This window comes from Agarivorans aestuarii (assembly GCF_019670125.1).
GTDB classification, from domain to species: domain Bacteria; phylum Pseudomonadota; class Gammaproteobacteria; order Enterobacterales; family Celerinatantimonadaceae; genus Agarivorans; species Agarivorans aestuarii.
Window position 1 is genome coordinate 3,548,302 of record NZ_AP023033.1, and the last position, 26,842, is coordinate 3,575,143.

At 45.4% G+C, this 26,842-nt stretch carries 27 protein-coding genes; 10 read left to right on the top strand and 17 right to left on the bottom strand.

What is annotated here, in order from left to right:
- The first annotated feature begins 1 nt into the window (after nt 1).
- From K5609_RS16520 to K5609_RS16530, 3 genes are all read left to right on the top strand, one after another.
- Nucleotides 2-910 (top strand): response regulator, encoded by a 909-nt coding sequence (locus K5609_RS16520; protein ID WP_221074596.1) that lies wholly within the window; start codon nt 2-4, stop codon nt 908-910.
- A gap of 176 nt (nt 911-1,086) precedes the next feature.
- Nucleotides 1,087-1,905 (top strand): hypothetical protein, encoded by an 819-nt coding sequence (locus K5609_RS16525; protein ID WP_221074597.1) that lies wholly within the window; start codon nt 1,087-1,089, stop codon nt 1,903-1,905.
- 715 nt (nt 1,906-2,620) lie between these two features.
- Complete coding sequence (locus K5609_RS16530; RefSeq protein WP_221074598.1) at nt 2,621-3,199, top strand: hypothetical protein; 579 nt, start codon at nt 2,621-2,623, stop codon at nt 3,197-3,199.
- A gap of 192 nt (nt 3,200-3,391) precedes the next feature.
- Here the strand turns inward: K5609_RS16530 and K5609_RS16535 are convergent, their stop codons facing one another.
- The 6 genes from K5609_RS16535 to K5609_RS16560 form a co-directional block, all read right to left on the bottom strand.
- Entirely contained in the window at nt 3,392-5,116 is a 1,725-nt protein-coding gene (locus tag K5609_RS16535) for an ABC transporter substrate-binding protein (protein ID WP_221074599.1), read from the bottom strand.
- A 97-nt stretch (nt 5,117-5,213) separates the two neighbouring features.
- Nucleotides 5,214-5,486 carry a DUF2160 domain-containing protein gene (locus K5609_RS16540; RefSeq protein ID WP_016401345.1) on the bottom strand — a complete coding sequence of 91 codons (273 nt, stop codon included), beginning with the start codon at nt 5,484-5,486 and terminating at the stop codon, nt 5,214-5,216.
- 10 nt (nt 5,487-5,496) lie between these two features.
- Nucleotides 5,497-6,297 carry a carbohydrate ABC transporter permease gene (locus K5609_RS16545; RefSeq protein WP_221074600.1) on the bottom strand — a complete coding sequence of 267 codons (801 nt, stop codon included), beginning with the start codon at nt 6,295-6,297 and terminating at the stop codon, nt 5,497-5,499.
- A gap of 21 nt (nt 6,298-6,318) precedes the next feature.
- On the bottom strand, nt 6,319-7,182 hold the full coding sequence (locus K5609_RS16550) for a carbohydrate ABC transporter permease (protein ID WP_016401347.1): 864 nt from the start codon (nt 7,180-7,182) through the stop codon (nt 6,319-6,321).
- Entirely contained in the window at nt 7,175-8,278 is a 1,104-nt protein-coding gene (locus tag K5609_RS16555; RefSeq protein ID WP_221074601.1) for an ABC transporter ATP-binding protein, read from the bottom strand. Before K5609_RS16555 ends, K5609_RS16550 begins: the two co-directional genes overlap by 8 nt.
- Nucleotides 8,271-9,371: an ABC transporter ATP-binding protein gene (locus K5609_RS16560; protein WP_152784455.1), complete on the bottom strand. Its 1,101-nt coding sequence runs from the start codon at nt 9,369-9,371 to the stop codon at nt 8,271-8,273. Before K5609_RS16560 ends, K5609_RS16555 begins: the two co-directional genes overlap by 8 nt.
- A 294-nt stretch (nt 9,372-9,665) precedes the next feature.
- On the opposite strand from K5609_RS16560, the gene K5609_RS16565 reads away from it, so the two are divergent.
- Together K5609_RS16565 and K5609_RS16570 are read left to right on the top strand one after the other, a co-directional pair.
- Nucleotides 9,666-11,564: a sigma-54-dependent Fis family transcriptional regulator gene (locus K5609_RS16565; protein ID WP_221074602.1), complete on the top strand. Its 1,899-nt coding sequence runs from the start codon at nt 9,666-9,668 to the stop codon at nt 11,562-11,564.
- A 247-nt stretch (nt 11,565-11,811) separates the two neighbouring features.
- Nucleotides 11,812-12,171, top strand: coding sequence for a DUF4870 family protein (locus tag K5609_RS16570; RefSeq protein ID WP_221074603.1), 360 nt, complete (start codon nt 11,812-11,814; stop codon nt 12,169-12,171).
- 48 nt (nt 12,172-12,219) lie between these two features.
- On the opposite strand, the gene K5609_RS16575 is transcribed toward K5609_RS16570, so the two are convergent.
- Nucleotides 12,220-12,615: a GlcG/HbpS family heme-binding protein gene (locus tag K5609_RS16575; protein ID WP_221074604.1), complete on the bottom strand. Its 396-nt coding sequence runs from the start codon at nt 12,613-12,615 to the stop codon at nt 12,220-12,222.
- 187 nt (nt 12,616-12,802) lie between these two features.
- Between K5609_RS16575 and K5609_RS16580 the strand changes: the two genes are divergently transcribed.
- The 3 genes from K5609_RS16580 to K5609_RS16590 all read left to right on the top strand — a co-directional run bounded on the left by K5609_RS16580 (nt 12,803) and on the right by K5609_RS16590 (nt 14,272).
- Nucleotides 12,803-13,549 carry an SDR family oxidoreductase gene (locus tag K5609_RS16580; RefSeq protein ID WP_221074605.1) on the top strand — a complete coding sequence of 249 codons (747 nt, stop codon included), beginning with the start codon at nt 12,803-12,805 and terminating at the stop codon, nt 13,547-13,549.
- A 46-nt stretch (nt 13,550-13,595) separates the two neighbouring features.
- Complete coding sequence (locus tag K5609_RS16585; RefSeq protein WP_221074606.1) at nt 13,596-13,979, top strand: hypothetical protein; 384 nt, start codon at nt 13,596-13,598, stop codon at nt 13,977-13,979.
- A gap of 71 nt (nt 13,980-14,050) precedes the next feature.
- Entirely contained in the window at nt 14,051-14,272 is a 222-nt protein-coding gene (locus K5609_RS16590; protein WP_246611877.1) for a hypothetical protein, read from the top strand.
- A 39-nt stretch (nt 14,273-14,311) separates the two neighbouring features.
- Here the strand turns inward: K5609_RS16590 and K5609_RS16595 are convergent, their stop codons facing one another.
- The 5 genes from K5609_RS16595 to xerD all read right to left on the bottom strand — a co-directional run bounded on the left by K5609_RS16595 (nt 14,312) and on the right by xerD (nt 20,224).
- On the bottom strand, nt 14,312-15,889 hold the full coding sequence (locus tag K5609_RS16595; RefSeq protein WP_221074607.1) for a methyl-accepting chemotaxis protein: 1,578 nt from the start codon (nt 15,887-15,889) through the stop codon (nt 14,312-14,314).
- 233 nt (nt 15,890-16,122) lie between these two features.
- Nucleotides 16,123-16,554, bottom strand: a complete 432-nt coding sequence (gene trxC / locus K5609_RS16600) for a thioredoxin TrxC (RefSeq protein WP_016401358.1) — start codon at nt 16,552-16,554, stop codon at nt 16,123-16,125.
- A gap of 19 nt (nt 16,555-16,573) precedes the next feature.
- Nucleotides 16,574-18,295 carry a single-stranded-DNA-specific exonuclease RecJ gene (gene recJ / locus K5609_RS16605; RefSeq protein ID WP_221074608.1) on the bottom strand — a complete coding sequence of 574 codons (1,722 nt, stop codon included), beginning with the start codon at nt 18,293-18,295 and terminating at the stop codon, nt 16,574-16,576.
- Between the two features lie 80 nt (nt 18,296-18,375).
- Nucleotides 18,376-19,191 carry a thioredoxin fold domain-containing protein gene (locus K5609_RS16610; RefSeq protein WP_016401360.1) on the bottom strand — a complete coding sequence of 272 codons (816 nt, stop codon included), beginning with the start codon at nt 19,189-19,191 and terminating at the stop codon, nt 18,376-18,378.
- A 112-nt stretch (nt 19,192-19,303) separates the two neighbouring features.
- Nucleotides 19,304-20,224: a site-specific tyrosine recombinase XerD gene (gene xerD / locus K5609_RS16615; protein WP_221074609.1), complete on the bottom strand. Its 921-nt coding sequence runs from the start codon at nt 20,222-20,224 to the stop codon at nt 19,304-19,306.
- A 100-nt stretch (nt 20,225-20,324) separates the two neighbouring features.
- Here xerD and fldB point away from each other — a divergent pair, with 100 nt between their 5' ends.
- Entirely contained in the window at nt 20,325-20,849 is a 525-nt protein-coding gene (gene fldB / locus K5609_RS16620; protein WP_221074610.1) for a flavodoxin FldB, read from the top strand.
- A 33-nt stretch (nt 20,850-20,882) separates the two neighbouring features.
- Here the strand turns inward: fldB and brnQ are convergent, their stop codons facing one another.
- A complete protein-coding gene (gene brnQ, locus K5609_RS16625) occupies nt 20,883-22,190 on the bottom strand; it encodes a branched-chain amino acid transport system II carrier protein (RefSeq protein WP_246611878.1) in 1,308 nt (435 codons plus the stop codon).
- A gap of 131 nt (nt 22,191-22,321) precedes the next feature.
- The gene (locus K5609_RS16630) at nt 22,322-23,044 is read right to left on the bottom strand and encodes a tRNA1(Val) (adenine(37)-N6)-methyltransferase (RefSeq protein WP_221074611.1); all 723 of its coding nucleotides are present in this window, start codon (nt 23,042-23,044) and stop codon (nt 22,322-22,324) included.
- A 97-nt stretch (nt 23,045-23,141) separates the two neighbouring features.
- Here K5609_RS16630 and srmB point away from each other — a divergent pair, with 97 nt between their 5' ends.
- A complete protein-coding gene (gene srmB / locus K5609_RS16635; RefSeq protein ID WP_221074612.1) occupies nt 23,142-24,398 on the top strand; it encodes an ATP-dependent RNA helicase SrmB in 1,257 nt (418 codons plus the stop codon).
- Between the two features lie 71 nt (nt 24,399-24,469).
- Here srmB and K5609_RS16640 read toward each other — a convergent pair whose 3' ends face one another.
- The 3 genes from K5609_RS16640 to yaaA form a co-directional block, all read right to left on the bottom strand.
- Nucleotides 24,470-25,216, bottom strand: coding sequence for an OmpA family protein (locus K5609_RS16640; RefSeq protein WP_221074613.1), 747 nt, complete (start codon nt 25,214-25,216; stop codon nt 24,470-24,472).
- Nucleotides 25,217-25,424: 208 nt separating this feature from the next.
- On the bottom strand, nt 25,425-25,892 hold the full coding sequence (locus K5609_RS16645) for a hypothetical protein (protein ID WP_221074614.1): 468 nt from the start codon (nt 25,890-25,892) through the stop codon (nt 25,425-25,427).
- 162 nt (nt 25,893-26,054) lie between these two features.
- Entirely contained in the window at nt 26,055-26,828 is a 774-nt protein-coding gene (yaaA, locus tag K5609_RS16650; RefSeq protein ID WP_016401369.1) for a peroxide stress protein YaaA, read from the bottom strand.
- Nucleotides 26,829-26,842 lie beyond the last annotated feature (14 nt).

Here is a 26,842-nt window from a genome sequence, read left to right on the forward strand (position 1 = left end):
AATGAACGCCACAAACTCAAAGGGACTAATCCTCGTTGTTGACGACGCGACCGAATCGGTAGCCATGCTCAACACCGCCTTAATTGAACAAGGCTACACCGTATTAATTGCCATGGACGGGCAACAAGCTCTAAACATTAGCCAACGCATAACTCCAGACTTAGTACTGATGGACGCTTTAATGCCAAATATGGACGGTTTTGAAGCCTGCCAGCAACTTAAACAAAATACTCAACTTAGCGATATTCCAGTGATTTTTATGACTGGATTAAGCAGCAGTGAGTCGGTAATTAAGGGGTTAGAATCTGGCGGAGTAGACTACATCAACAAACCAGTAAAACTTGATGAGCTGTTTGCCCGCATAAAAGTACATATCAGCAATGCTCGCCTCACCCGCAGTGCCCATGGCGCCCTAGATGAAATAGGCCAAGCTAGCTTTACCGCCAATAGCCGAGGCGAAATGATTTGGGTAAGCGCCAAAGCAAGCGAAACACTGGCATCGCAGGAGGATTTACCTGCCACAGCAGCAGAAGTGATTAGCCCGCAACTTAAGCAGTGGCTAGCCCATACCCCAGCTAAACACAGCATGCTGTCGCTTAAAAACCTCAACACAGCGCTGCAAGTCCGCTACTTGGGGCAATCGTCACCGGGTGAGCACTTACTTCGTTTGGTAAACAACGACGACCAGAGCCAGCGCGACTCCTTGCGCCAACGCTTCAGCTTAACCGAACGCGAATCAGAAGTGGTGCTGTGGCTAGCACGGGGGAAAACCAATCGAGAAATCGCGCAAATTTTAGACATGAGCCCACGTACCGTAAATAAACATCTTGAAGCGGTATTTACCAAACTAGCAGTGGAAAACAGAACCAGTGCAACAGCCGTTTGTTTGGCCCACTTAAACGATAGCTAACTTAAAGTTCGCGGCTATTTGAACGCTTTAGCGTGCCTAAAAAGCCGAATTAACCTTCCGCCAGCCAACTGGGCCACAGCGCCTTTTTCTCTGGCGGGGTAGATGGCACCTACAACCTAATTAAACACCAAGAGCAGTTAGACAATTTAGTGCTAATTAATGGCTTCGACTTCTCCATGCCCCAGCCAGCTTGGCAACAGCTAGTCGCCCGCTGCCAAAAAACCGCCAAGCTGTTTAACAAAAGGCTAATTTGCGTAGAAAGTAACTTAAAAGAATTTACCGGTTGGACAGGCCTAGCCCGCTTTGCCAACTTTGGCGCATCCTTAGCCAGTGTTAGCTTGCTGCTAAACCCCAAAAGCATGGCAATTAGTGGGGCAGTTACCTACGATGCGATTAACCCTTCTAACAGCCACCCGTTGTTAGATCCCTTATGGTCTAGCGAGTCCTGCCAAATTTCACACCTTGGGTTAGAAGCCGACCGAGCAGCCAAAATAGCGCTCATCAAACACTACCCAGAAGCCTTAGACAACCTATGGGTATGCTGGGAAGACCCAAGCAGCAACTGTGGGCGCTGCTCCAAATGTCACCGCACCTACATGGCTCTGCAGCTCAATAACATTTCCCACTTTCAGTTCTCACAAGAAGTCGAGTTTTCCGCACTAAGTAAACTTAGCCCCAAAAGCGACGAAGACCTCTCCTTTTACGAATACCTCTACAAACTGGCGATAAAGCAGCACAACCGCCAATTGAGCCAAGTACTACGTAAGATAATTTGGCGTTATCGCGCCAAAACCTTTGCACGCGAAACCGACCGCCTGTTATTGCATTCTGTTTGCAGCAAGTGGCGACAAAAGAAAATAGCCCATCATCAACTGGCCGACGTAAACGTATTTCCCAAATACAGTGACGCCATCCAACTAGAGCGCTTACATCAGCGAATAAAGCAAAACCCCCGGTTTATCTCTAGCGTCAATATCGGCAGTGTTTTTGATTAAACTTATGCAACTTCAGCAGCACTAAGCAGCAACCATACTCCTGCTTACTCTTAGCTTTAGCTAGCTAAAACCAACATAGCACTGTGATTTTACACATGTAAATTGCTTTTCCTTCTTTCTCAAGTGTATCCCACTTTTCGTGCTGACATTTTTGTTATTTTTAGAGCTAGATGGCTTATGTAGCTTGGGAAAGGTGGTAATCTTGGATTTATCAAATGCGTGAAAAGAGGAAAAATTCCGTGTTTAAACAAGGAGATTTTCCTATTAATAAGCTGTTATATGACTACTTGTGATGCCTGAAGAGTATATTGTTGAAATTGCGAGGCAAGCTTGCCTTGTTTTATTTATCTTAGGTTGGGTCTGCCTCGCTGTCCTGTTTGTCTTTTTTAGAGACTCGAAAGCCTCTAAAGGGGATCGGTGGGTTGCGCTTAACTATAAAATGATGGTCTATAACTGGATTCGAGAAGACAAGCGGGGCATAGCTCTTGCGTTGCTGCGTCTATCTTTCACATGCATAGTCGTTTGGGTCATCCTCGGGATACTGTCGAGGGGATAAGTTTGCGAGCCATCTATATTTTCACTAAGCGAATAGCGGTGGCGTCATATAACAAACCAACCCACGTGGACGGCTTTTCGCAGGCTTTAGTCGCTCCGCTCCTCAATTTAGCCTGCTCAATCCGCCCATGGTTGGGGCGTTAACTTTCTAGGAGAGTCCGTGGGTCATCCAATCGATTTCGGAAACCTCGAAGAAAAACTTTTTCTTATCCAACAGTTATCCAGTGCCAGTCAAGAGAACGCTAAATGGAAATCTAGTTACTTAAAATCTAATAAGGAAGAAGATTGGCAGGTAACGGAACTTCAAATAGAGTTAGAGGATGATTTAGCTTTGACTGAAACATTGATTAGTAGCTATATGATCGAATGCGCAGTTAAAACAAGAATATTTCAAGACCACTTCACTGAAGATCATTTTGAATGTGGTTTTTCATCGTTTGACAAAGATGCTATTGATTCTGTGGGTGGAGATATTGGAAACGTACTCAATGGCAGTTTTACTCTTTCACTGAGAGAGAGCTGCAATAAAATAATACATGCAAAAAAGTTTTATTTAATTAAAGAGAATGAAAACTTAAATATTCCTTACTGGAATGGTTTGTGCCATTTAACCGGAACATTTCAAAAAAAAGAGTGGAAAATAGAGCTCGATGTAAGAAATTGGGCCGCAGCTATAAATTATTACCATTCTTCATTACAAGAAGAAAGAAGCGAATTTTGGAATAATAACGAAAGTTAACAAGTTGCTTAAACGGACAAAAAACAGTTGGCTTTTGCTCGTTCCTCGCTTAATAAAAGGGGCAGAGTCACTTTAAATACCTTTGCTTCCCTATCTAGACCCTTCTTTCCACTAACATGCCGCCTACAGTTTGAACTTAACTGCTTACAAAAAGACCCAGCCAAGGCTGGGTCTTTTGATTTACGCACTTGCTTATTGGGCGATTAAATCTTTATAAGCGATGGTTTTACCTTGTGGCTTCTCGTTGGCTAACTTGGCTTTAGGTGAGCCAGGTTGGTTTAGCCAATAAGAGGCGTCTTGCTTGGGATTAAGCTTAGGACCACACTCGCCTTGCGCGCCACTGCGCTCTAAGCGTGTTAGCACTTTGTCTTGTGCGGCAGCTAGGCCGTCCATGGCTTGTTGTGGGGTTTTCTCTCCACTGGCCGCTTCTGCCACATATTGCCACCAAAGCTGTGCCAGTTTTGGATAGTCTGGCACGTTGGTGCCAGTTGGTGTCCATTGTACCCGCGCATCACTGCGGTAAAACTCCACCAAACCACCGAGCTTAGGTGCGGCTTCGGTCATCGCTTGTGAGTTAATGTCTGACTCACGAATAGGCGTTAAGCCCACCAAGGTTTTCTTAAGCGATACTGATTTAGACACCACAAACTGGGCATACAACCAAGCAGCTTGGCGTCTGTCTAGCGGGGTGGAGTTTAAGAACGTCCACGAGCCAGTATCTTGATAACCCAGCTTCATGCCCTCTTCCCAGTATGGGCCGCGCGGCGAAGGTGCCATGCGCCATTTTGGCGTGCCATCCTCATTAACTACCGGTAAACCAGGTTTGGTCATATCGGCGGTAAAGGCGGTGTACCAGAAGATTTGCTGGGCTACGCTACCTTGTGCGGGTACTGGGCCAGCTTCGCCAAAGGTCATGCCTGGGGCTTCGGGTGGCGCGTATTTTTTAAGCCATTCTACATATTTAGCGGTGGCATAAACGGCCGCTGGGCCATTGGTGGCACCACCACGTTCTACGCTTGAGCCAACAGGGTTACAGCCTTCTACCCGAATGCCCCATTCGTCTACCGGAACACCATTAGGAATGCCTTTGTCGCCTGCACCCGCCATAGATAACCACGCATCGGTAAAGCGCCAACCTAACGATGGATCTTTTTTGCCGTAATCCATGTGGCCATAGACACGCTCGCCATCAATGGTTTTTACTTTTTCTGAGAAGAATTCGGCGATATCTTCATAAGCCGACCAGTTTAGCGGTACACCTAGCTCGTAACCGTATTCGGCTTTAAATTTCTCTTTTAGATCGGCGCGTTCAAACCAGTCGGCGCGGAACCAATATAAGTTAGCAAACTGTTGGTCTGGTAGCTGATAGATTTTTCCATCTGGCCCAGTGGTAAAACTTAAACCAATAAAATCTTCTAGATCTAAAGTTGGCAGGGTTACGTCTTTACCCTCGCCTTTTATAAAGTCACTAATGGGTACTACTTTGCCGTAGCGAAAGTGAGTACCAATTAAGTCTGAATCGTTTACGTAGGCATCATAAATATTACGACCCGACTGCATTTGCGTTTGCAGTTTTTCTACTACATCGCCTTCTTGGATCAAATCATGATTAACCTTAATACCGGTTATCTCAAAAAATGCCTTGGCTAAGGTCTTACTTTCATATTCATGGGTGGTAATGGTTTCTGAGGCTACATTAATTTCCATACCACGAAATGGTTTTGCCGCTTCTGTAAACCATGCCATCTCATCCATTTGCTGCTGCTGGCTCAAGGTAGAAGGCGTAAACTCTTCTCCCACCCATTGTTTAGCGGCATCACTGTATTGATCTGCTAAGGCTAAGCTACTACATCCAGCAATGACCATTGCTACACTAAGGCGAGCTAGCTTAAACACTGATTTTTTGTTGTAGGGCATTTCTTCATTCCTTTTGTTTTTTTAAAGTGCATGTTGTTTTTTGAGGCACCTCTTGATGCCTTTGCACATCCATTTTTGCTCTCGAGTTTTGTGTTGCTTACCCCCATCTCATTACGATAAACAGCCACACCACAGCTACCGCGAAGGGCAGCCAAATGCTTAGTTCGGTCATCCCGATAAAGCCAAGATGAATAAACGCACTGCTTAACAAGCCAATAAACAATCGATCGCCACGGGTAGTAGCTATCGGTAAAAAACCTTTTCGTGCCACGCAGGGGCTTTTTAGCTCCCAGCAGGTCATCACAAACAAAATGCAGGCGATGCCGGTAAAAAATAATGCTGATGGAGTTGTCCATGCCATCCAGTTCATGTTGCTTCTCCTATACCCGTCCGAGGGCAAAGCCCTTGGCTACGTGGTTTCTAACAAACCAAATTACTAATACGCCCGGCAAAATAGTGAGCACACCCGCTGCCGCTAATACGCCCCAATCAATGCCCGAGGCACTCACTGTTCTGGTCATTACTGCAGCAATGGGTTTGGCGTCTACCGAGGTTAAGGTTCTGGCCAATAGCAGCTCTACCCAGCTGAACATGAAACAGAAAAAGGCGGTTACCCCAATGCCAGAGCGAATAAGCGGAATAAAAATTTTGGCGAAGAAGCGAGGAAAGCTGTAACCGTCGATGTAGGCGGTTTCGTCTATCTCGCGTGGCACGCCCGACATAAAGCCTTCGAGGATCCACACCGCTAACGGCACGTTAAACAAACAATGCGCGAGAGCTACAGCGATATGGGTATCAAACAAACCCACCGATGAGTAAAGTTGGAAAAACGGCAGTAAAAATACCGCTGGCGGCGCCATTCGGTTAGTTAGCAACCAAAAGAACAGGTGTTTGTCGCCAATAAAACGAAAGCGCGAAAAGGCGTAAGCAGCCGGCAGCGCTACCGCTAAGGTGATCACCATATTGAGTGACACGTAGTAAATCGAGTTCACATAACCCATGTACCAGCTGGCATCACTAAAAATGATGGCATAGTTGGCAAAGGTAAAATGCTCTGGCCAAAAACTAAGCCCGCCGAGTATTTCTTGATTACTCTTAAACGACATAATCACCAGCCAATAAATCGGTAACAGCAGGAACAAGATATAGGCACTCATCCCTAGTGTTTTTTTCATATTCATAATTGCATCCTTTCGCAGTACTTACTTGCTGTCGTTATGAGTCATAGCGGTGTAAAACAGCCAGCTGACTAACAAAATGATTAAGAAATAAATGATGGAGAACGCCCCTGCTGGCCCAATATCAAACTGGCCTACGGCCATTTTGGTGAGGGTTTGGCTGAGGAAGGTGGTGGAGTTACCCGGCCCGCCACCAGTAAGCACAAAGGGCTCGGTGTAAATCATAAAGCTGTCCATAAAGCGCAGCAGCACGCCAATTAGCAATACGTTTTTAAGCTTGGGAAGCTGGATAAAACGAAATACAGCCCAGTTAGAGGCGCGGTCTATTCGCGCTGCTTGATAATAGGCATCGGGAATAGCCCGTAAGCCGGAATAACACAGCAAGGCAACCAGCGATGTCCAATGCCATACATCCATCAGCAATACGGTAAACCACGCATCCATAGGGTTGGCAGCATAGTTGTAATCGATGCCTAGGCTATTAAGTGCCCAACCAAATAGGCCAATATCGGCGCGCCCAAAAATCTGCCAAATAGTACCCACTACATTTAGCGGCACCAGCAGTGGTAAAGCTAATACCAGCAAACACACCACCGAGCCGGGGCCGCGTGATGGCATCATTAAGGCCACCAAAATACCTAAGGGAATTTCGATTAATAACACCGAACCAGAGAAGATAAATTGGCGAATTAGGGAGTCGTGCAAACGGGTATCATTAAGAATTTCGCGATACCATTCGGTGCCCACAAAGTAGCGGGTATTGGCATCAAAAATATCCTGTATCGAATAGTTCACCACGGTCATTAAGGGCACAATGGCGCTAAAGGCCACCAGCGCAAATACGGGCAGTACCAAGTACCACGCTTTATTGGTGTAGGGTTTAATCATGATGTGCTTCCTTGGCGATCAAGTATTCGTCGATATAGAGCATCAACCATTGCTCGGGAAAACTGATATAGGCGGTTTGATGGGGGACTTTTTGGTCTTCTTGCAAGCGGGCTTTAATCACCTGCTCACCCAGTTTTAAACTTAGGATTTTGTAGGTGCCTAGGTCTTCAACAAACAGCACTTCTGCTTGGTAGGCATCGCCATTGGGTTTATCCCATACATGCACAAACTCGGGGCGAATACCCACTTTTAAGTTGGTAGATTGGCAAGCATTAACCGCGTTTAGTTCGTGTTCATTTAAAGCGATACTTTGCTCACCAAAACATACGCCCTGCTCACAGCGCTCAACTTCCATTAAGTTCATGCCTGGGCTGCCAATAAAGTAGCCCACAAAGGTATGATTAGGCTGCTCGAACAGCTCTCGAGGGGTGCCAAACTGCACCACTTGGCCGTTGTACATCACCGCTATTTTGTCGGCAAAAGTAGAAGCTTCTAGCTGATCGTGAGTGACGTACACCATGGTGATATTAAACTGCTCGTGAATTTGCTTGAGCTTGCGGCGCAGCTTCCATTTAAGGTGGGGGTCGATAACCGTGAGTGGTTCATCAAACAAAATGGCGGATACGTCGTCACGCACTAAACCGCGGCCCATCGACACTTTTTGTTTTTCGTCGGCGCTTAAGTTGGCGGCCTTTTTATTGAGTACCGCGGTGAGATCGAGGATCTCAGCAATTTCGCCCACTTTAGACTGCACCTTGGCTTTACTGGCGCCCATGTTGCGCAGTGGAAAGGCTAAGTTATCGAATACCGTCATGGTGTCGTACACCACCGGAAACTGGAATACTTGGGCTATGTTGCGCTCTTGCGGCGGAATGTCGTTTACTCTTACGCCATCAAACAAGACCTCTCCGTCTGAGGGTTCTAGCAAGCCTGAGATAATATTTAATAGGGTAGATTTGCCGCAACCAGATGGACCCAGCAAGGCGTATGCACCGCCCTTTTGCCAAACATGGTTCATTTCGCGAATCGCATATTGCGGTTGTTCGGCCTGTTTGTCGTAACAATGCGCTAAAGACTTAAGTTGGATCTCAGCCATGATAATGATCCTCTATACGACGGCTTGATGCTTGAATAAGCTCACCGGCATGATCGAATACATGCAACTTATGGGTTGGCACATAAATTTTTATTTTTTCGTCTACGTGGTAGGAATGAACGCCGGAGAGATGCAGCACTAATTGGAAGTGCTCGTTACGTACGTGCAAAAAGGTTTCGGAGCCGGAGATTTCTGCTAGCTCAACTTGAACCGAAATCTCTAAATCGTCATCGTTTTTGGGCAGTAAACTTAAATGGCTAGGGCGAATGCCAAACTGGTAGTTGCCTTCTCCCAAAGCTTTTAAGTCAGCATTAAGCGGGAAGTGCACTTTGTCATCAAAGGTCACTTCGGTGGCGCTCATTTTGCCAGCAATAAGGTTAATCGGCGGCTCGTTAAACAAAGCTGCCGCCGTAACATTGCAAGGCGAATGGTAGGTATCGGCCGTTGGGCCACTTTGAATCACCCTGCCTTCGTGCAAGATAGTGGTGGTGCCGCCTAATGCGAGCGCTTCGTTAGGTTCGGTGGTGGCATACACCGCAATGGTATTGCGCTGAGCAAATAACTCGCGCATTTCTTGGCGCAGCTCTTCGCGCAATTTGTAGTCTAAGTTCACTAAAGGCTCATCAAACAAGATGATGTCTGCATCTTTAATTAAGGCTCGCGCCATGGCGGTACGTTGCTGCTGTCCACCAGAGAGCTCCAACGGCAAGCGAGACAAAAATGGCGTAATACGCAGCATTTCGGCCGTTTCCATTACCCGCTTCTTAATGGTGGTTTCCGACTCATTGGCTAAGCGCAAAGGCGAGGCAATGTTGTCGTAAACGCTCATGTTGGGGTAGTTAATAAACTGCTGATAGACCATCGATACATTGCGCTCTTGCACCGATACGCCGGTAACATCTAGGCCATTCATTAACACTCGGCCGGTATTAGGTTTGTCTAATCCGGCCATTAGCCGCATTAAACTGGTTTTGCCTGATAAGGTGCGGCCCAGTAATACGTTAAACGAGCCGGGCTCAAAATTGAGATTGGCTTGGTTAATGTAATACTGGCCATCGACCATCCTTGTTACGTTTTCCAATGTCAGTGACATGGGCGGGGGCTCTCCTTATTGTTCTGTGCTGAACAATGTTCGCACTCTGTTCAAATTCGCAAATCCACGAAGCTTATTGCCAGAGTTATGCCAAGCTCACCAATAAAACCCAACCCATTGTTTTAATTAAATTTAACCAACACAGCAGCATTTACTTTAATAAAAACATGTTCATTTAGTGTGATCAATGTGAACATTTTGTTAATCGATTTTGACCAATTAATGTTCGTATGCGAAAGTGCCTGCCTAACACTGTTCACTGCTAAACAATGTGATGCTGATTTAAGGATTGAGATGAGCGAGAAATCACAGTGGTATATAGAGCATGAAGCCCTAATTAAGAGTTCTTGGCAGCGCTGTCGAGAATCTGGCTTAACCCATCATAGTGAGCCAAACGTAGAACATAAATCTGCGGGGGATTTGTCATGCCTATTGGAACAGCATCATCAATTACTCGCGACAACCCACCATCAAGTACTGCCGTATTACGAGAACTTGCTAAGCAACAGCAATAGCCAAGTTATGCTGGCAGACCATCAAGGCTATGTACTAAAAAGTTGGGGGGAGCAACGCTTTAAACAGCAGCATCAAGAAATCTTTTCACCAGGCACTGGCTGGCAAGAACCGGTGCTAGGCACCAACGCCATTGGCACCGCCTTAAAAACCGGTAGCGTGGTGCAAATTCATCATGACGAGCACTTTTTAGTGGCCAACCGCTTTATGACTGGTTCGGCTGCGCCCATTTATGGTGTTGATAGAGAAATGGTGGGGGTGATTGATATCTCTAGCGATACTTACCTGCCGGAATCTCATACCCTAGGCATGGTTAAGATAATGTCTCAAGCGGTTGAAAATCAGCTAATTATCTCTCACTTCAATAGCGAGCACTTTTTGCTGCGTTTTAATACCAGCCCGGAAAACATTGATAGCCAATGGTCGGCACTGATTGTATTTGATGAGACCGGCTTAGTGATTTCGGCCAATCGCCGTGCAGAATTAGTGCTAGCCACCGACTTAAAGCTGGTGAACATAAGTGAGCTATTTGAAATTAGTGTTAACCAATTAGTCAACCAACCAGAGAGTTTTCAAATCCCCTTAATCACTCGTCAGCAATTTAGAGTGCACGGTATTTTGCATAAACCCAAGCAAGCCAAACCGCGCGTTTTAGATTTTAGAACCTTGCTTAAGCCTGAAAAAAATAGGCCACAACACGTCTCAGAGAAACAGGCATTTTTGCTGGATGACCTTAATTTGGGCGATCCGGTAATGGCTAAAGCGGTGGCGCAAAGCAAACGCATTGTTGATAAAGAAATCCCGATTTTAATTCGGGGGGAAACCGGTGTAGGTAAAGAGGTATTTGTAAAAGCCCTGCACCACTCAAGCCAACGCAGCAAACAAAATATGGTAACGGTAAACTGTGCGGCGATTCCCCAAGAGTTGGTGGAATCAGAACTGTTTGGTTATGAAAAAGGCGCGTTTACTGGCTCTAGCAACAAAGGTTATATAGGGCTGATCCGCAAGGCAGATAAAGGCACCCTCTTTTTAGATGAAATTGGCGATATGCCCTTGAATGTACAAGCGCGCTTATTAAGGGTGCTGCAGGAGCGCAGAGTTAACCCCTTGGGCAGTACCGAGTCTTATCCGGTAGATTTTAAGCTAGTGTCAGCGACGAACCGAAACTTAAAAGATGATGTAGAAGCAGGCAGTTTTCGTCAAGATTTATACTACCGTGTTAGCGGTTTAAATATTGAACTACCGGCCCTTCGTCATCGGAGTGACCGACAACACCTTATCCAGTTTTTGCTAAATTACTATGCAGAAACACCGCAAGATGCCTTAATTACAGAACGTGCAATGCACAGCTTTTGCCAGCACCCTTGGCCAGGAAACATTCGCCAGCTAGTGAGTGTTATTCAAATCGCCCAAGCGATGTCTGATAATCAAGCCATCGATTTACAGCACCTTCCCGACGACTTTTTTGCCGACCTTGATGGCCAAGTCACTAACGTAGAAGTGTTTACTCCAAATACTTCACAAACTAACTCTGAGCCAGAACAAGTTAAGCAGCCAAATAGTGATGACATAGTCGCGGTTTATCAGTCACTTTCTTGCAATATATCCAAGACAGCTCAGCAGCTTGGTATCAGCCGCAATACGGTTTACAAGCGTTTACGAGAATCTGGTTACAAATAGCCTAAACCTCTGAGAGTGCCGCTCTCACCATCTTTTAGCTAAAGCATTAATATATAAAAGATTATATTAATATTATTTAACGCAAAACTAGCTTGTTAGCTAAAGCTTTCCACTTTTCTCTATGTCATATTCACCTCTTTAGAGGTATTCAGTAAATCGGGAACAAGCAATCTCGCACTTTCAAATACCCGCTAAGCCTTTGGCAATTTAACCAGTTCTAACTCACTGACAATTTAAGGAGTAAATAATGTCAGAAATGCAAAATGCAGTCACCGAAGCACCTCTATCTGCTAGCGATGAAACCGCTAAAACCAGCGCATTAATAGGCTATGGTTTAATGATTCTAGGTTTGTTTACCGGTCTGTTTTGGATCGTGGGCGCTATTTGGGCCATGGTGAAAAAAGCGGATGCAGCAGGTACCCTGTTTGAGGATCACTACTCAAATATTATTAAAACCTTTTGGTGGGGTTTTGGCCTGTCGATTATTGGCTTTGTATTAGCATTTGTAATCATAGGGTATTTTGTACTGTTAGGTGTTTGGATTTGGTCAATCTACCGAATCATTAAAGGCCTAGCGAAGATAACCTCTAACAAGTCGTACTACTAACATACAAAAAAGGGAGCACAAGGCTCCCTTTGTTACGTCGCCTCGCCATTACTTAATAGCATCTATTGCAGCTTGCGCTAGAGCAGCATCGTCTTGCTCACTCATGCCGCTAATACCAATGGCGCCGATCACATTTCCATCTTGGTAAATCGGCACACCACCCTGAATACCGGTAAAACGAGGATCCGTCCAATAACCCATGTCTTTACCAGTTTCTTTTGCCCATGCTGCTAAGTTGGCTGTAGGCTGGCGATCACGCGCTGCGGTATACGCTTTGTTCTGGGCTAGTACAGCGGCATGAAAAGCCACATTGTTCATTCGAGAAAAGCTTACTAACTCGCCGTGAGCATCAACCACTGCAACTGCAATGCTCACTTGTTTTTCGTCAGCTAAACGTAAGGCTTGCACATTTAAAGCACTGGCTAATTCAAAGGTAATATCCATAAATAATCTCAAAAGTGATAGTTAAGTTATTCCAGAGTCTAGAAAGATTAGTGCTTAAAGCCAACGCTTAGGGCGCAAGTTTATCGCACTATAGTATGGAATATAGTCATTTAATTCGTAACATAAAGGCTTTCTGTAGGCGGTTGATATTGCTAGCATGGTCTTTCTTCACATAGCAGGGACAACGATGAATAAGGTTGCACTCGTCACCGGTTCTAGTCGTGGCATTGGCGCTGCTACCGCTTTGCTGCTGGCGCAACAAGGCTATGCCGTTTGTATTAATTACAAGCAAAACCAAGCAGCTGCTAACACGCTACTGAAGCAAATACATGCCTTAGGTGTTCCTGCAATGGCTTATGCTGCTGATGTAAGCCAAGAGCAGCAAGTTGATAAACTGTTCGCTGCCATTGACCAACAACTGGGCGCCATTACCGCCTTAGTTAACAATGCTGCCATGTTGCTACCACAAAGCTCGTTGGTGAATATGGATCAGGCCCGCATCAATCAGCTGCTAACTACTAACGTAACCAGTGCCTTTCTGTGCTGTAAATATGCCATTAAGCGCATGGGCAGCAGTTATGGTGGTACTGGAGGGGCCATTGTTAATGTGTCTTCGGCCGCAGCTCGCATAGGCTCTCCCTTCGAATACATCGATTATGCAGCCAGTAAAGGTGCCATAGATACTCTCACTAAAGGGCTTTCCTTAGAATTAGCCGAGCAAAAGATTAGAGTGAATGGGGTGCGGCCAGGCTTTATTGATACCGACATGCATGCCGATGGCGGCGAACCCAACCGAATTGAACGCGTCCGCAGCGCCATTCCCATGCAGCGTGCCGGTCAGCCTAGCGAAGTTGCCGAAGCCATTGCTTGGCTGCTTTCTGAACAAGCTTCTTATATCACGGGTAGTATTGTCGACGTTGCTGGCGGGCGATAAAACACTAAAATCCCAAGTGCTTAATAACACTAACAAGGACCATTAAATGGCCAAAGATCCTCGAATAATCGATAAACGTATTCCCCTCGTAATGGCTTTACTGATTGGCCTTTTTTGTTACTACACCTGGGCGCCTAATAGCCCTTTTAAACAGATAGAAAGCCTGTCTTTAGAACACGCCCTAGCGCATCAACAATCAGCTTTGGTTGAAGGCGATATTCTGGTTATTGGCACCACTAATAACCAGCAAGAGGTCTTAGCTAAAAGTACTGAAGGCAATTTGCTCACTATCAACTTCAATCAACAACCAACACCCACTATTGGTAGTTTTTGGCAGGTAAAAGGCATGCTTAGCTGGCCCGAAAATGCCCCCTTACTCAAAGTTTCGCAAGCAAGTAATCTAACTAAACAATCAGCAGATTCACAATAAACTGCGCTAACGCAAAGTTGTATATAAGCATGTGCTTAATAATGGCTTAAGTCGTTATTAAAAAGGGTTATATGATGACTCAGCAACAAGGAAAGTACCTATTATATGCCGTTATATGCATAGGTTTATTATTGGTGCTAGTAGGAATAGCTTTAGCTATGTTCTCTAATATCAGCGTTTCCATGGGCGTAACCGGGGTACAAATAATCGCAGGTATTATTGGCTTAGGCTTGCTGTTAATGGTGCCCAGCAAAATTATCCTCACCCTATTATTGATGAAAGCAAAATCATAAAACTAAGCCCAGTTATCTATTGTTGATTTATAGGCTAGATCAGCGAGCAAACAACTCGACCATTGCCCGCAACTTGCCACTTTGTTCAGCCAACAGGTGATTAGCTTCGCTAGTATGCTGGCAACGCTGCAAGGTTTGCTGAGTTTGCTGGCTAATGGCAGAAACATTGCCACCAATTTCACTGGCAACCGAAGCCTGCTCCTCAGTCGCATTGGCAATTTGACTAATGCGGCTGCGAATTTCTTCCACTGTTTGGGTAATCTGCATAATTGCATCGCCGGCATGGGCAGCTTGTTCAACACTGCCCTGAGCCGCCTTGCTACCTTGTTGCATCACTTTCACCGCTCTTTCTGCCCCGGTTTGTAGCGTTGCTACTATGCTTTGAATTTCTTCGGTAGAGCTTTGCGTGCGGCTAGCTAAGGTTCTTACTTCATCAGCCACCACCGCAAACCCTCGCCCCTGTTCGCCCGCTCTAGCTGCTTCGATGGCAGCATTTAAAGCCAGTAAATTGGTTTGTTCGGCAATGCCTTGAATAACCGTTACAAAGGAGCCAATTTGCTCACTTTCTTGAGCTAGCGACGCGATCACTTCGCTGGCGGTATCAATTTCTTTAGCCAGCAGGTTTATTTGGGCGATGGTGTCGTTAACTTCTTGGTGGCCTTGGCGCACCTGCTGATCGGCTTGGCTGGTTTGCTCCACGGTTTGCTGGACACTGGACGATACCTCTTCAACGCTACTCGCCATTTGGCCAATGGCGCTAGCGACTTGCTCAACCTCGTTTTGCTGGGAGTCCATATCGGTGTATACACCTTCGGTTGCGCTAGATGCCTGAGCCGCCACCTTATCCAGTTGCTGAGCAGAATCACTGACTCGCCAAATTAAGGTTTGTTGTTGATGATCCAATAAAATATTGGCTAATTGCAATTGCCCTAGTTCATCGCAGCGCCCGGTGTAAATCCATTGCGCCACGGGATCATCAATAGTTTGTTTACTGCTGGCGGCTAAACTGCGGATCGACGCACTTAGCATAGTGGCTAACAACACGCTTAGCCCAATAATTACCATGGCTGCGATAAGCCCACTGCCAAAAGACAATAGCGAGTTAAATAGGCAAAATGCCAACACCAGTAATCCAGGTAAGGCGAAACTTAAGCTATAGCGACTTAATATATTCATCCCGCGCTCCAAGCGGGAAATAGGTGCCTGACCTTGATTGATGCGTTGATACAAACGATCAGCGCGTTTTACTGCCTCGGCATTAGGTTTTACTCTCACCGACTGGTAACCCTCTATCTCACCTTTGCTAGAGAGCATGGGAGTGACAAATGCATCGACCCAGTAATTATCACCGTTTTTGCAGCGATTATTCACAATCCCCATCCATGGTTTGCCGCCTTCAATTCGATCCCAAAGCATTTTAAAGGCGACTTTTGGCATCGCAGGGTGGCGAACAATGTTGTGTCCATGAGTCACTAGCTCATCGTTGCTATAGCCGCTAATGTCTACAAAGTCTTGATTAGCGTAGGTAATTACGCCTCGAGGATCGGTAGTTGAAACGATGTGTTGATGCTCAACCATCTTGCGCTCGTTTCCAGTAAGAGAGGTTCCCCTAGGCATAAACAATCCTTTAATCACTAGCCGTGTGTTTGGCTTATTTTTAGTTGATGTGTTTATAAATTATTGACAACAAATAGATAACTCGCCAACAACAAACACTTAAAAAACTTAACTTTTTGGATTATCTCTATTTGGACAAGCAACACAATATTAGGCTGTAGAAAATGCGAAGGATAGAGCAAAAACTTTAGAGCTAAGAATAAGCCCTAAAGTTTTAAAGATATTGGATTTAGTTAAATGTGCTGTTCAAGCCACTGCTGCATAGCTTGAGCTGGCAATGCACCCGCTTGTTGGCTTAATAATTTGCCATTTTTGAACACCATTAAAGTAGGAATAGAGCGAATTTGATAACGCTGCGCTAGCGCTTGTTGCTCCTCGGTATTCACTTTTAAAAATTGTGCGCGATGAGCAAACTGCTGAGCAGCTTGCTGGTAGGCAGGTGCCATGCTTTTACAAGGGCCACACCACGATGCCCAAAAATCGACAACCACCGGTAACTGGCCACCTAGGTGCTTACTAAAGCTTGTTTCGGTAACATCAATCGGTTCACCACTAAATAAGGCTTGCTTACATTTGCCACATTTGGCTTGCTCAGCAACTCGCGCCACAGGTAAGCGATTGCCTGCTTGGCAACTAGGGCATACCACAATCAGTGATTCAGACATCTATCTACTCCTATAAGGTTTATAAGGGGGCTAAGTGTTCAACCATAAGTTGTACGCTGCGCCGCCCTCTAAATTCATTTACGTCCAGCTTATAAACCAGTTGCACATGCTTGAGGCTGGCATTTGGCCAAATGCTACGATCTACATTAAAAGCAATAGCATCCACTTCTTGGCTCATGCCCGGTAGCTTCACACTCATCTTTAAATGCTTTTCGCCCACAACTCGCTGGGCACAGAGCTCAAACTCACCGTCAAACAAAGGCTCGGGAAAACCTTGGCCCCAAGGTCCCGATTCACGCAGCATTTCGGCAAATTCCAACACCAATTGCTCTGGTGCTAATTCCCCGTCACTAAGTAAGGTGTGAGTGAGGCACTCTTCATCAATAAAATCTTTGGCGGTGTTTTCTAAACAAGCTTGAAATTCGCTAAATCGCGATTGCGATAAGGACAAACCCGCAGCCATTGCATGGCCACCAAACTTAGCAATTAAACCAGGGTTTTGGGTATCTATACGTTCCAATAAATCACGAAGATGCACTCCGGCCACCGAGCGCCCCGAGCCTTTTACCTCGCCATTATCGCCATCAGCAAAAGCAAACACTGGGCGGTAGTATTTTTCTTTAATACGTGAAGCCACTAGCCCCACCACCCCTTGATGCCAATCGGCCTGATACAAACATAGCGCTTTGGGCAGGCTTTGAGTATCTAAACTCAACTTGCTCACGCTTTGCTGGGCCTCTTGCTGCATGCTGGCTTCAATATCTTTGCGCTCACTATTCAAGCTGTCCATTTCACTAGCCAATTGACGCGCGTGGTGAATATCGTCACTAAGTAAACAGTGAATGCCTAAGCTCATATCGTCTAAGCGGCCAACCGCGTTAAGGCGCGGACCAATTGCAAAACCTAAGTCACTAGCCACCATACTGGCTTTATTGCGGCCAGACACTTCAATAAGCGCTTGAATGCCGGGCCTACAGGCACCTGCTCGAATACGCTGCAGCCCTTGGTGAACTAAAATTCGGTTATTGCTGTCCAGCGGCACTACATCGGCCACAGTACCTAGCGCTACCAAATCCAATAAACTGGCAATATTGGGCTCTACCAAGCCTTGCTGGGCAAATAAATCTTGTTCACGCATTTTGCTGCGCAGCGCCATAAGCAAGTAAAACGCTACACCTACGCCAGCCAGATTTTTACTTGGAAAAGCGCAGGCCGACAGATTTGGATTAACAATAGCCGCCGCTTTGGGTAATTGCTCACCTGGCAGGTGGTGATCGGTGATAAGTACCGGAATACCAAGAGACTGCGCCTTATCGACGCCATTGATACTGGAAATGCCATTATCCACGGTAATAATGAGCTCTGCGCCTTTAGCTGCGGCTAGCTCTACAATCTCTGGGCTTAAACCATAACCATACTCAAAACGGTTAGGCACTAAAAAATCTACAGACCGAAAGCCAAACTGCGGCAAGCCAACCATTAGTAGTGCGGTGCTGGTTGCACCATCGGCATCAAAGTCACCAACAATCAGGATCTTCTTTCGTTGCTGCAGATTGATGATCAATAAGTTGACCGCATCATCCATGCCTTGCAAACCTTGAAATGGCAAAAGAGCTTGAGCACGCCGTTCAACATCGGCCGCGGTTTTAACTCCGCGTCGCACATAAACTTGTTTTATCAGCTCTGGCCATTCGGCTGGTAGCGCTTGGGTATCGAGATTTTCGCGGCGGCGTAATAACACGTATTGGTTTCTCTAGGATGGTGAAATAAAAAAGGCTCCCCTTTTTAACAAAAGTAGGAGCCTATTTACAGCAGTGAAAGCTAGCTACGCTCTAAAAACTCTAACAAGGCAGCAGGTGGGCGATATCCCGGCAACATAGTGCCATCTTCTAACACCATAGCTGGCGTACCACGTACACCGAACGCTTCACCTAACTGGTACTGTTTAAGCACCGTGTTGTCACAGCTGGCTTTAGCCACAGAGCTGCCGTTTTTAGCTGCGCTCATGGCACCGGCTTTATCATCAGCACACCATACACTTTGCATTTCACCATAAACGGGAGAATCTACTCCACCACGTGGGAAGGCCAAGTAACGCACAGTAATGCCTAAATCGGTATAACCCGCTAAGGTTTCAACTTTTTGAGTCTGCTGGTTTTTTTCTTTGTAAGTGTACATTTCATTATGCAACTTGCGACAGTAACCACAGCTGGTATCGGTAAACACTGTCACAACGTATTTTTCATCTTTTGCTTTGAATACAATCATGTCGTTTTCAAAACTTGCTAACTGCTTAATTCGCACCTTAGCCATGCTTGCATCCGTTAGGTTCACTCGATTGACTAAATCAAACAAGCTACCTTGAATTAAATAACGACCGTCTTGGCTCACATAAAACATGCCTTGGCTGGTGGCCACTTCATAAATACCAGCTAATGGCGTTTCGGCTACCGCATCTACTTTTACACCTAAACGCGCTTCAATCACTTGTTTGGTTTTTGTAGTATCCAATTTGTTGGTCATGTCTGCTTGAGCCACCTTGGTTTCAGGCTGCTCACTGGCATCGTCACTCCAGGCAGTGTTTAAGCTTAGGCCGAATAAACTCATCGACAACAATAAGGCCTTGGATAATTTCATTAAATTTTCTCCGAATTAGGGGTATACAAGCAGACCGTGCAAAGCTTGCAAAACTTACCGCCTATAGGCGGTAATTGCAAAAAATTTAGTTATAAACTGCTTAGTAGGTCGCCTAAGCGCGCGGGTGATGTTGCTGGTAAACACTACGTAAACGCTCGTTTGCTACATGGGTATAAATTTGAGTTGTAGACAAATCACTATGCCCCAATAACATTTGCACCACCCTTAAATCAGCGCCGTGGTTAAGCAAGTGAGTGGCAAAAGCATGACGTAAGGTATGCGGTGATAAGTGGTTGTTAATCCCTGCTAAGCTGGCATAGCGCTTAATGCGATGCCAAAAAGTTTGCCGGGTCATTTGGCTACCACGAGAGCTTGGAAACAATACATCGCTCTCTTGTTTTAGTAACAATGGTCTCGCTTGCTTTAAGTAGCGCTCTAATACATCTACTGCTTGCTCCCCCAAAGGAACTAAGCGCTCTTTACCACCTTTACCCACAACCCTTACCAAACCTTGGCGCAAGCTCACTTGCTCTATTTGCAGGCTAACCAACTCGGTCACTCGCAGCCCAGTGGCATATAAAACTTCTAACATGGCTAAATCGCGATGCTGAATGGGATCATCCAACTGCGGCTCATTAAGCAAGGCTTCTACCTCGGCTTCACTTAAGGTGCCCGGTAGTTTTTTCTCTAATTTAGGTTGAACTAACAAGGCACAGGGATCATCTTCTCGGCTTTTTTCTTGAATCAAAAAGCGGTAAAAGCGCTTCAAGGTTGAAAGCTGTCTTGCCGCGCTTGCCGGCTTTTGGCCTTGCTCATAGCGGTAAGCGATAAAGCCCTGCAAATCTAAGGCTTCAGCTTGTTCTAGTGGGACTTCTTTCTGCAACAAAAAACTCGCCAGCTGGTTTAAATCATTGCGATAAGAATTAAGGGTATTCTCTGCAAGGCTGTGCTCAAACCACAACTGTTCAATAAAGCGATTGATATGTGGATTATCAATCTCGCTGGCTTTAGGTTTGCTTTGCTTGCTTGGCATATTTCTCACTAATTAATCGGGCTAACACTTGGCTTATTGGTGTTAGTTAGCGCTTTTGATAAACTGCCCGCGCACACTGCAACGCTTAAGGAAGTTTTACATGCGCATAGGCCTGTTCTTTGGCTCGTCTACCTGTTACACCGAAATGGCAGCAGAGAAAATTCTCGCTGAATTTGCCGACCATGATATCGAAATGTTCAATATTAAAGATTGCGACATAAGCCAAATGCACGACTATTCGCTGCTTATTCTTGGCATTTCTACTTGGGATTATGGCGAATTACAGGAAGATTGGGAAGCCGTATGGGATAACCTTGAAGGGCTTGATTTTAAGAACAAAACCATCGCACTGTTTGGCCTAGGCGACCAAGTGGGTTATAGCGAATGGTTTTTAGATGCTATGGGATTATTGTTTGAGCAACTGGCGCCCTCTGGCGCTAACTTTATTGGCTTTTGGCCAAACCAAGGTTATGAGTTTGAAGCCTCTAAAGCTCTCACCGAAGACGGCGAATTCTTTTATGGCTTAGCGCTAGACGATGAACATCAATACGAATTAAGCGACCAGCGTATTCAACAATGGTGTGGCCAGTTAAAGCAGGAATTGGCCGAACTGCAACAAGTTTAAATAGCGCCAACATGCTGTTGGCGCTAATTAAGCTTATGCGGTTTCGGCAACGGTTTGCTTGCTTGAGCGAGCAAACACGCTAACCAATACTGCGGCTAGAGTAGGTAATAACCAAGCAAAACCTTGTGAGAAACCCGGTAATACATTAAAGGCTTCCATGTTCACGCCAGTCGCTTTGATTGCGTCGAGTACACCAAAAATAGCCGCTACACCAATAATTAATCGAGCCGCCATTTGAGGTCGATTAAACCAATCCACTAACAGGTTAAAGGCAATCAATGCCACTGCTACCGGGTAAATACCAATAAGAATTGGAATAGAAACCACCAACAGTTGGTTCAAACCAATGTTAGCCACTAATGCACAGCAGGCAGCAGTAGCAATAGCGGTAAGCTTATATGAGAACTTGCTGTTATCACTCACATACGTTGAGAACGACGAAATACCACCAATTGCGGTAGTGAAACAGGCCAAGCTTACAATGGTAGATAACAATAATTGGCCTTTAGCGCCAAATAATACTGCTACGTAGGCAACAATAATTTCGCCACCATTTTGCGCCTCTGGCGCTACGCCGGTAGCGGTAGCACCTAAATAAAACAGCACGACATAAAATAGGGTTAAGCCAATTGCCGCTATTATGCTGGCTTTAACCAAATAGCCAAACTGCTCGCCTTTACCACTTATACCCTTACCGTTAAGCGCATCGATCATCAACACACCAAACATCAATGCTGCAAGTGCATCCATAGTGTTGTAACCGTCGATAAAACCTTGACCAAAAGGCATCTCGGCAAAGCCTTTTTGCGCTTCGGCAATCTCAGCAAAAGGATTGCTAAACACACTCACACCAATAGCTGCGATACAAATCACCAGTAAAGGCGTGATAATTTTACCCACGGTATCAATCAACCCACCACGGCGCAGAATAAAAAACAAAGCCGCCACAAAATAGAACAACGAGTAAGCAATTAAAGTGAGTTGGCTAGCGCTTTCAACCAGCGGTACCAAGCCAAGCTCATAAGCTACCAAACATGTACGGGGAATCCCGAACATCGGAACCAATACCAAATAAATGGCGAGCGCAATAAAGTTGGCGACTTTACTGGGCAAATAGCGACCTAAGTGAACAATACCACCACCGGCTTTAGCAATCGCTAATAAACCCAGTAAAGGTAAACCTACCGCAGTGGCCAGAAAACCAAGCATCGACATCGCTAAATTGTCGCCAGCTAACATGCCTGCCATAGGTGGAAAAATTAAATTACCTGCGCCTAAAAAAAAGGCAAAAACCATCATCCCTAAGCTGATTGTATTCCATGATCCAAGAGGTTTGGTCACGTGTTATCCCCGTTGTAAATTGCAATTGATTATATTTTTAAGCGCCGAAGTATATAGCATGGCCAAGAAACATAAAACTAGTGAATAAATCTACATAAAGGATAATTGATCCAACTCAACAGTAAACAAATCTACATTTTTAAGTACAATTCTCTACACAACTCAACATATTGCTCAGAGTAAGTTCTATCCTCCTGATAGATAAGGATTTGCTCTTGCGTGCGTGATAACGAAGCGTGTTGAGAGAAGCGCATCAAACTACGAATGGCTGGTTTATTGGGAAGTGATTGCACCTCAGCTTGATGTATTAAACACCAATTGTTGCTTAAGGCTTGCTGTTGCCACAACTCTGCTACATCACACGGGAGCACTAACACCAGTTCGGTGTTTGCATGGCATAACTTTTTTAAGGCAGCAAAAAACTGCTCTGCATTGAGCGAGCCAGTGTGCCTAGCTAGCTGGCGCTTTTCATCGAATTGCTGTCCGGCTGGATAATACGGCGGATTAGAAACAATAAGATCATAGGCATAAGGTGATAGGTGGGTTTGCATACTACTTAAAGTTACATTGATAGTTTTTGCCCACGGAGAGTTCGCCACATTAGATTTAGCTTGCTCACAGGCATCAGCGTCAATATCAATGGCATCAATACTCAGCTTGCCTTCACCGCGTTGAGCCATGATTAAGCTAATTAATCCGGTGCCTGTTCCAACATCCAATATGCGCTTAGCATTTGCCAGATTAAGCCACGCCGCTAATAAGATCCCGTCGGTACCTACCTTCATTGCGCATTGATCATGTGCTACATGAAACTGCTTAAAGGTGAATCCAGGACGCTGATTATGATCGATCACTTCTTGCTTGCCTCTGTTTGGCGCTATACTATGCCGCGAATGTAAATGACCCGCGCTTTTGGTTCAAGTCGATGGCGCCTCACAACTTGGTAGATTTATGACCTTCGAAGACCTCGACCTAGACCCGCAGATCCTAGCTGCAGTAAGCGATATGAGCTTACAAAAAGCCACAACTATTCAGCAGCAAACCATTCCGGCCATGCTTGATGGTCGAGATGTACTGGCTTCTGCGCCAACTGGCACAGGTAAAACCTTAGGCTTTTTGCTGCCAGCAATTCAACATTTGTTGGATTACCCTCGCCGTAAAGCTGGGCCCGGTCGAGTATTAATTCTGACGCCTACCCGTGAGCTTGCCATGCAAGTGGCCGAACAGGCTCGCTTAGCAACAGCGCACACCAAACTGACAACCATCGATATCACTGGTGGGGTTAAATACGATGTTCACGCTGAACAGCTTAAAGGCAATATTGATATCGTGATCGCCACTCCTGGCCGCTTAATGGAGTACATCACCTATAAGGTGTTTGATACCCAAGCCATTGAGGTATTGATTCTAGACGAAGCCGATCGAATGTTAGACATGGGCTTTATCAAAGACATGGAAACGATTAGCGACGCTACCAGTGAGCGCAGCCAAACGGCCTTATTCTCTGCCACTTTAGAAGGCTCTGGTTTAATGCGTTTTGCCGACAAGGTGATGCAAGACCCTGTACAAATTGAAGTAGAACCACCTCGTCGTGAGCGGGCTAAGATTCTACAAATTTTGCACTTCTGTGATGATGCTGCCCATAAATACCAATTATTGCGCCACTACTTGCTTAACGAAGAGATTGAACGTTGCGTGGTATTTGTAAAAACCCGTGATCGTTTATATGCCTTAGCAGAACAGCTACAAAGCGATGAGATTAAAGCATCGTACTTGCGTGGTGAAATGGCTCAAGACAAACGCAACCAAGCCATGCAAGCCTTTAGAGAGGGTGAAGTTAAGATCCTCATCGCGACCGATGTGGCTGCTCGAGGCTTAGATGTACCTGAAATTAGCCATGTATTTAACTATGACATGCCTCGCACACCAGATGTTTATGTTCACCGTATTGGCCGTACCGCACGTGCTGGTCGCAAGGGTATGGCGATTAACTTAGTTGAAGCACATGACATGGGCGCATTGGCTAAAGCCGAGCGCTATACCGACGAACCGATTAAGCGCCGGGTGATTGATAGCTTACGCCCCACTCACCGAGTTGCCGCGCCACCGGCTAAGAAGAAAAAACCTAAAACGGCGGAAGCTAAAAAAGCCGCCAAGAAAAAGGCTAAGGGTCGCGCTAAGAAGCTGGCTAAAAAAGCCAAGAAATAGCCAAAGGGAAATAGCCACTCAAAACAAAGCCACGCATAACGTGGCTTTTTCGTTAACTCTGGTAGAAGATCTTAGTTATAAACGCGCACTTCTACTCGGCGGTTATGGGCACGACCTTCTTCGGTAGCGTTAGAAGCAATTGGTGCAGCAATGCCTTTGCCTTCTTCAACAGCCGCATCTCTGGTTACACCGGCAGCTAACAAGGCAACGCCAACATTATGGGCTCGGCGCTTACTAAGCTCATAATTGTATTCATCACTACCAATATTGTCAGTATGACCAGCTACATCAATTTTTAGATCATTGGCTATAACGGTCTTAGCGATACAATCCAGTTTCTCTTGCTCGTCTGCGTCGTATTCATCTTTGTTAAAACCAAACAAGATGTGCTCAAAGCCAACCACTTTATCATCTTCAACCATCACATATTGTTCGCAAGACTCAGGAATAAGCACTGCAGCAGCTGCAGCAACCACGACCACCTCTTCTACAATCTCTTCCTCAACAACAACCACTTCTTCTACAACAACTTCTTCGACGATTTCACAACCGCGTTCATCAACTATTGCGCCTGCTGGTGTATCGGGGCACTCATCAACGCTATTAGCCACACCATCACCGTCTCGGTCTGGGTTCGCACAAAGTAGAGCACCTACGATTCCCCCACCAACGGCACCACCACCACCAGCAAGAAGACCACCAAAGCCAGCACCAATTGCTGGACAAATAATCCCTGCATCACCTTGAGGAGCATTAGAACACCCTGATAATGAAGCTGCGCCAACTAGCGCTAATACCACTGCAATCTTATTTTTCATATTATCTCCATATGGCCTAACTCGACTATTCATGTCGATTACCTTGAGTAAAAAATAAGTCACCTATTTACCAATCAAACCTATTCTAGGTAGGCTTTTTTGTGATATTGACAAGGCTGGAGCAAAAACTCAAGTGAATAAAAAGTTAAAAGCTTTACAGGTCCTTACTATAAATCGCCTAAAACCATCATCTAGTTTTACTTTTCACTTACTCTCTATCTGTAGGTGAGCGAAGACGAATGTCATGTGAAAACTCAAACTGTTGATGTGCAAAAAAGAGTTCATTCACGTCCAATGGCGCTTTAACCGACACCGAAGTATAAGGTTCTTCTACAATGAGTCGACGGCGGTCCATCGAACGAAGGGCTACAAATTCAACTTCTAAGTTGGCACTTTCTCCGGGGTTGAGATCTCGACGAAAGTTCAAGCCCATAGAATCCCAAGCTTCATTATCTGGCCCCCATGGTGCGGCATAGTCAGTCTTAATAACCTGTAAGTACGGGTTTAAAAAAACTATTTTAGCTTGGCGGGTACTTCGAATGGTTGGAGCGGTATTTAGCAAGGTAAATTTAACCGTGAACAGCTCACTCACATTAACATGCTGCCCATTGGTTTTATTTACTTCAGCACTTAGATAAAGATACTGTGAATAGTGCTCTAAAATTGCGTCTAACATATTAGCTTTCCTTACTGATAAGTGAAAAGCTAAGCCTAGTAAAGACGGTTTGTTATAGTGGCTAAAGGCCTTAATCTCCCTCGATTGCGCCGTAAACAATTATGCGCATAAAAAAAGCCCCAACTAAGTGGGGCTTTCTCAGGCTGTAAACCACCTTAGGTCTTAGGCCTCGTCACGTAAAAAGACCAAAGTGCTAGCATCCGAGCTAGCTTCATCAAAATAATAACCTTGGTAATCGAACTGGCTCAGTTGCTCTAAACTGGTGACCTGTTTATCAAACATATAGCGAGCCATTAAGCCACGGGCTTTTTTGGCATAAAAGCTAATGATCTTATATTGACCGTTCTTTTGATCTTTAAACACTGGGGTAATAACCGTGCCATTTAACAGCTTGGGTTTAACCGCTTTAAAGTACTCATTAGAGGCTAAGTTAACCAGAATATTGTCGCCCTGCTCGGCTAAGGCTTGATTTAGTTTATCGGTGATAATCTCACCCCAAAACTGATACAAGTTTGCCCCTCTTTCATTGGCAAGCTTAATGCCCATTTCTAAGCGATAAGCCATCATCAAATCCATGGGTCGCAACAAGCCATAAAGACCAGACAAGATCCGCAAATGCTGCTGGGCATAGTCTAACTGCTCAGCGCTTAAGCTGGCAGCATCTAAGCCAGTGTAAACATCGCCTTTAAATGCAAACACCGCTGGGCGAGCCAAATCTTCTGGTAAGTCCTTAGTCCACTCAGCAAAACGGGCAGCGTTTAAGCCTGCCAACTTATCACTAATTTTCATTAAGCTAGCGATATCGGCTGGGCTTAACTGCCTAGCCACATCGATTAGCTCGGCACTATGCTCAAGCAGCTCAGGGCGAGAAGATGAGTAACTCGCTAACTCAGAACTAAAATCCAAGGTTTTAGCTGGTGAAATAACCGCTAACATAATGCTCCTTTCAA

What these genes read in the sequence shown, in the direction of transcription:
- xerD (WP_221074609.1), bottom strand. Translation starts at nt 20,224, where the DNA reads ATGCCAAGCAAGCAAAGCAAACCTAAAGCCAGCGAGATTGATAATCCA.
- K5609_RS16555 (WP_221074601.1), bottom strand. Translation starts at nt 8,278, where the DNA reads ATGGCTGAGATCCAACTTAAGTCTTTAGCGCATTGTTACGACAAACAG.
- K5609_RS16610 (WP_016401360.1), bottom strand. Translation starts at nt 19,191, where the DNA reads ATGAAATTATCCAAGGCCTTATTGTTGTCGATGAGTTTATTCGGCCTA.
- K5609_RS16640 (WP_221074613.1), bottom strand. Translation starts at nt 25,216, where the DNA reads ATGAAAAATAAGATTGCAGTGGTATTAGCGCTAGTTGGCGCAGCTTCA.
- K5609_RS16550 (WP_016401347.1), bottom strand. Translation starts at nt 7,182, where the DNA reads ATGATTAAACCCTACACCAATAAAGCGTGGTACTTGGTACTGCCCGTA.
- fldB (WP_221074610.1), top strand. Translation starts at nt 20,325, where the DNA reads ATGCGCATAGGCCTGTTCTTTGGCTCGTCTACCTGTTACACCGAAATG.
- K5609_RS16540 (WP_016401345.1), bottom strand. Translation starts at nt 5,486, where the DNA reads ATGAACTGGATGGCATGGACAACTCCATCAGCATTATTTTTTACCGGC.
- K5609_RS16525 (WP_221074597.1), top strand. Translation starts at nt 1,087, where the DNA reads ATGCCCCAGCCAGCTTGGCAACAGCTAGTCGCCCGCTGCCAAAAAACC.
- K5609_RS16535 (WP_221074599.1), bottom strand. Translation starts at nt 5,116, where the DNA reads ATGCCCTACAACAAAAAATCAGTGTTTAAGCTAGCTCGCCTTAGTGTA.
- K5609_RS16645 (WP_221074614.1), bottom strand. Translation starts at nt 25,892, where the DNA reads ATGTTAGACGCAATTTTAGAGCACTATTCACAGTATCTTTATCTAAGT.
- K5609_RS16580 (WP_221074605.1), top strand. Translation starts at nt 12,803, where the DNA reads ATGAATAAGGTTGCACTCGTCACCGGTTCTAGTCGTGGCATTGGCGCT.
- K5609_RS16575 (WP_221074604.1), bottom strand. Translation starts at nt 12,615, where the DNA reads ATGGATATTACCTTTGAATTAGCCAGTGCTTTAAATGTGCAAGCCTTA.
- srmB (WP_221074612.1), top strand. Translation starts at nt 23,142, where the DNA reads ATGACCTTCGAAGACCTCGACCTAGACCCGCAGATCCTAGCTGCAGTA.
- K5609_RS16595 (WP_221074607.1), bottom strand. Translation starts at nt 15,889, where the DNA reads ATGCCTAGGGGAACCTCTCTTACTGGAAACGAGCGCAAGATGGTTGAG.
- K5609_RS16570 (WP_221074603.1), top strand. Translation starts at nt 11,812, where the DNA reads ATGTCAGAAATGCAAAATGCAGTCACCGAAGCACCTCTATCTGCTAGC.
- K5609_RS16565 (WP_221074602.1), top strand. Translation starts at nt 9,666, where the DNA reads ATGAGCGAGAAATCACAGTGGTATATAGAGCATGAAGCCCTAATTAAG.
- K5609_RS16520 (WP_221074596.1), top strand. Translation starts at nt 2, where the DNA reads ATGAACGCCACAAACTCAAAGGGACTAATCCTCGTTGTTGACGACGCG.
- trxC (WP_016401358.1), bottom strand. Translation starts at nt 16,554, where the DNA reads ATGTCTGAATCACTGATTGTGGTATGCCCTAGTTGCCAAGCAGGCAAT.
- yaaA (WP_016401369.1), bottom strand. Translation starts at nt 26,828, where the DNA reads ATGTTAGCGGTTATTTCACCAGCTAAAACCTTGGATTTTAGTTCTGAG.
- K5609_RS16585 (WP_221074606.1), top strand. Translation starts at nt 13,596, where the DNA reads ATGGCCAAAGATCCTCGAATAATCGATAAACGTATTCCCCTCGTAATG.
- K5609_RS16545 (WP_221074600.1), bottom strand. Translation starts at nt 6,297, where the DNA reads ATGAATATGAAAAAAACACTAGGGATGAGTGCCTATATCTTGTTCCTG.
- K5609_RS16590 (WP_246611877.1), top strand. Translation starts at nt 14,051, where the DNA reads ATGATGACTCAGCAACAAGGAAAGTACCTATTATATGCCGTTATATGC.
- K5609_RS16560 (WP_152784455.1), bottom strand. Translation starts at nt 9,371, where the DNA reads ATGTCACTGACATTGGAAAACGTAACAAGGATGGTCGATGGCCAGTAT.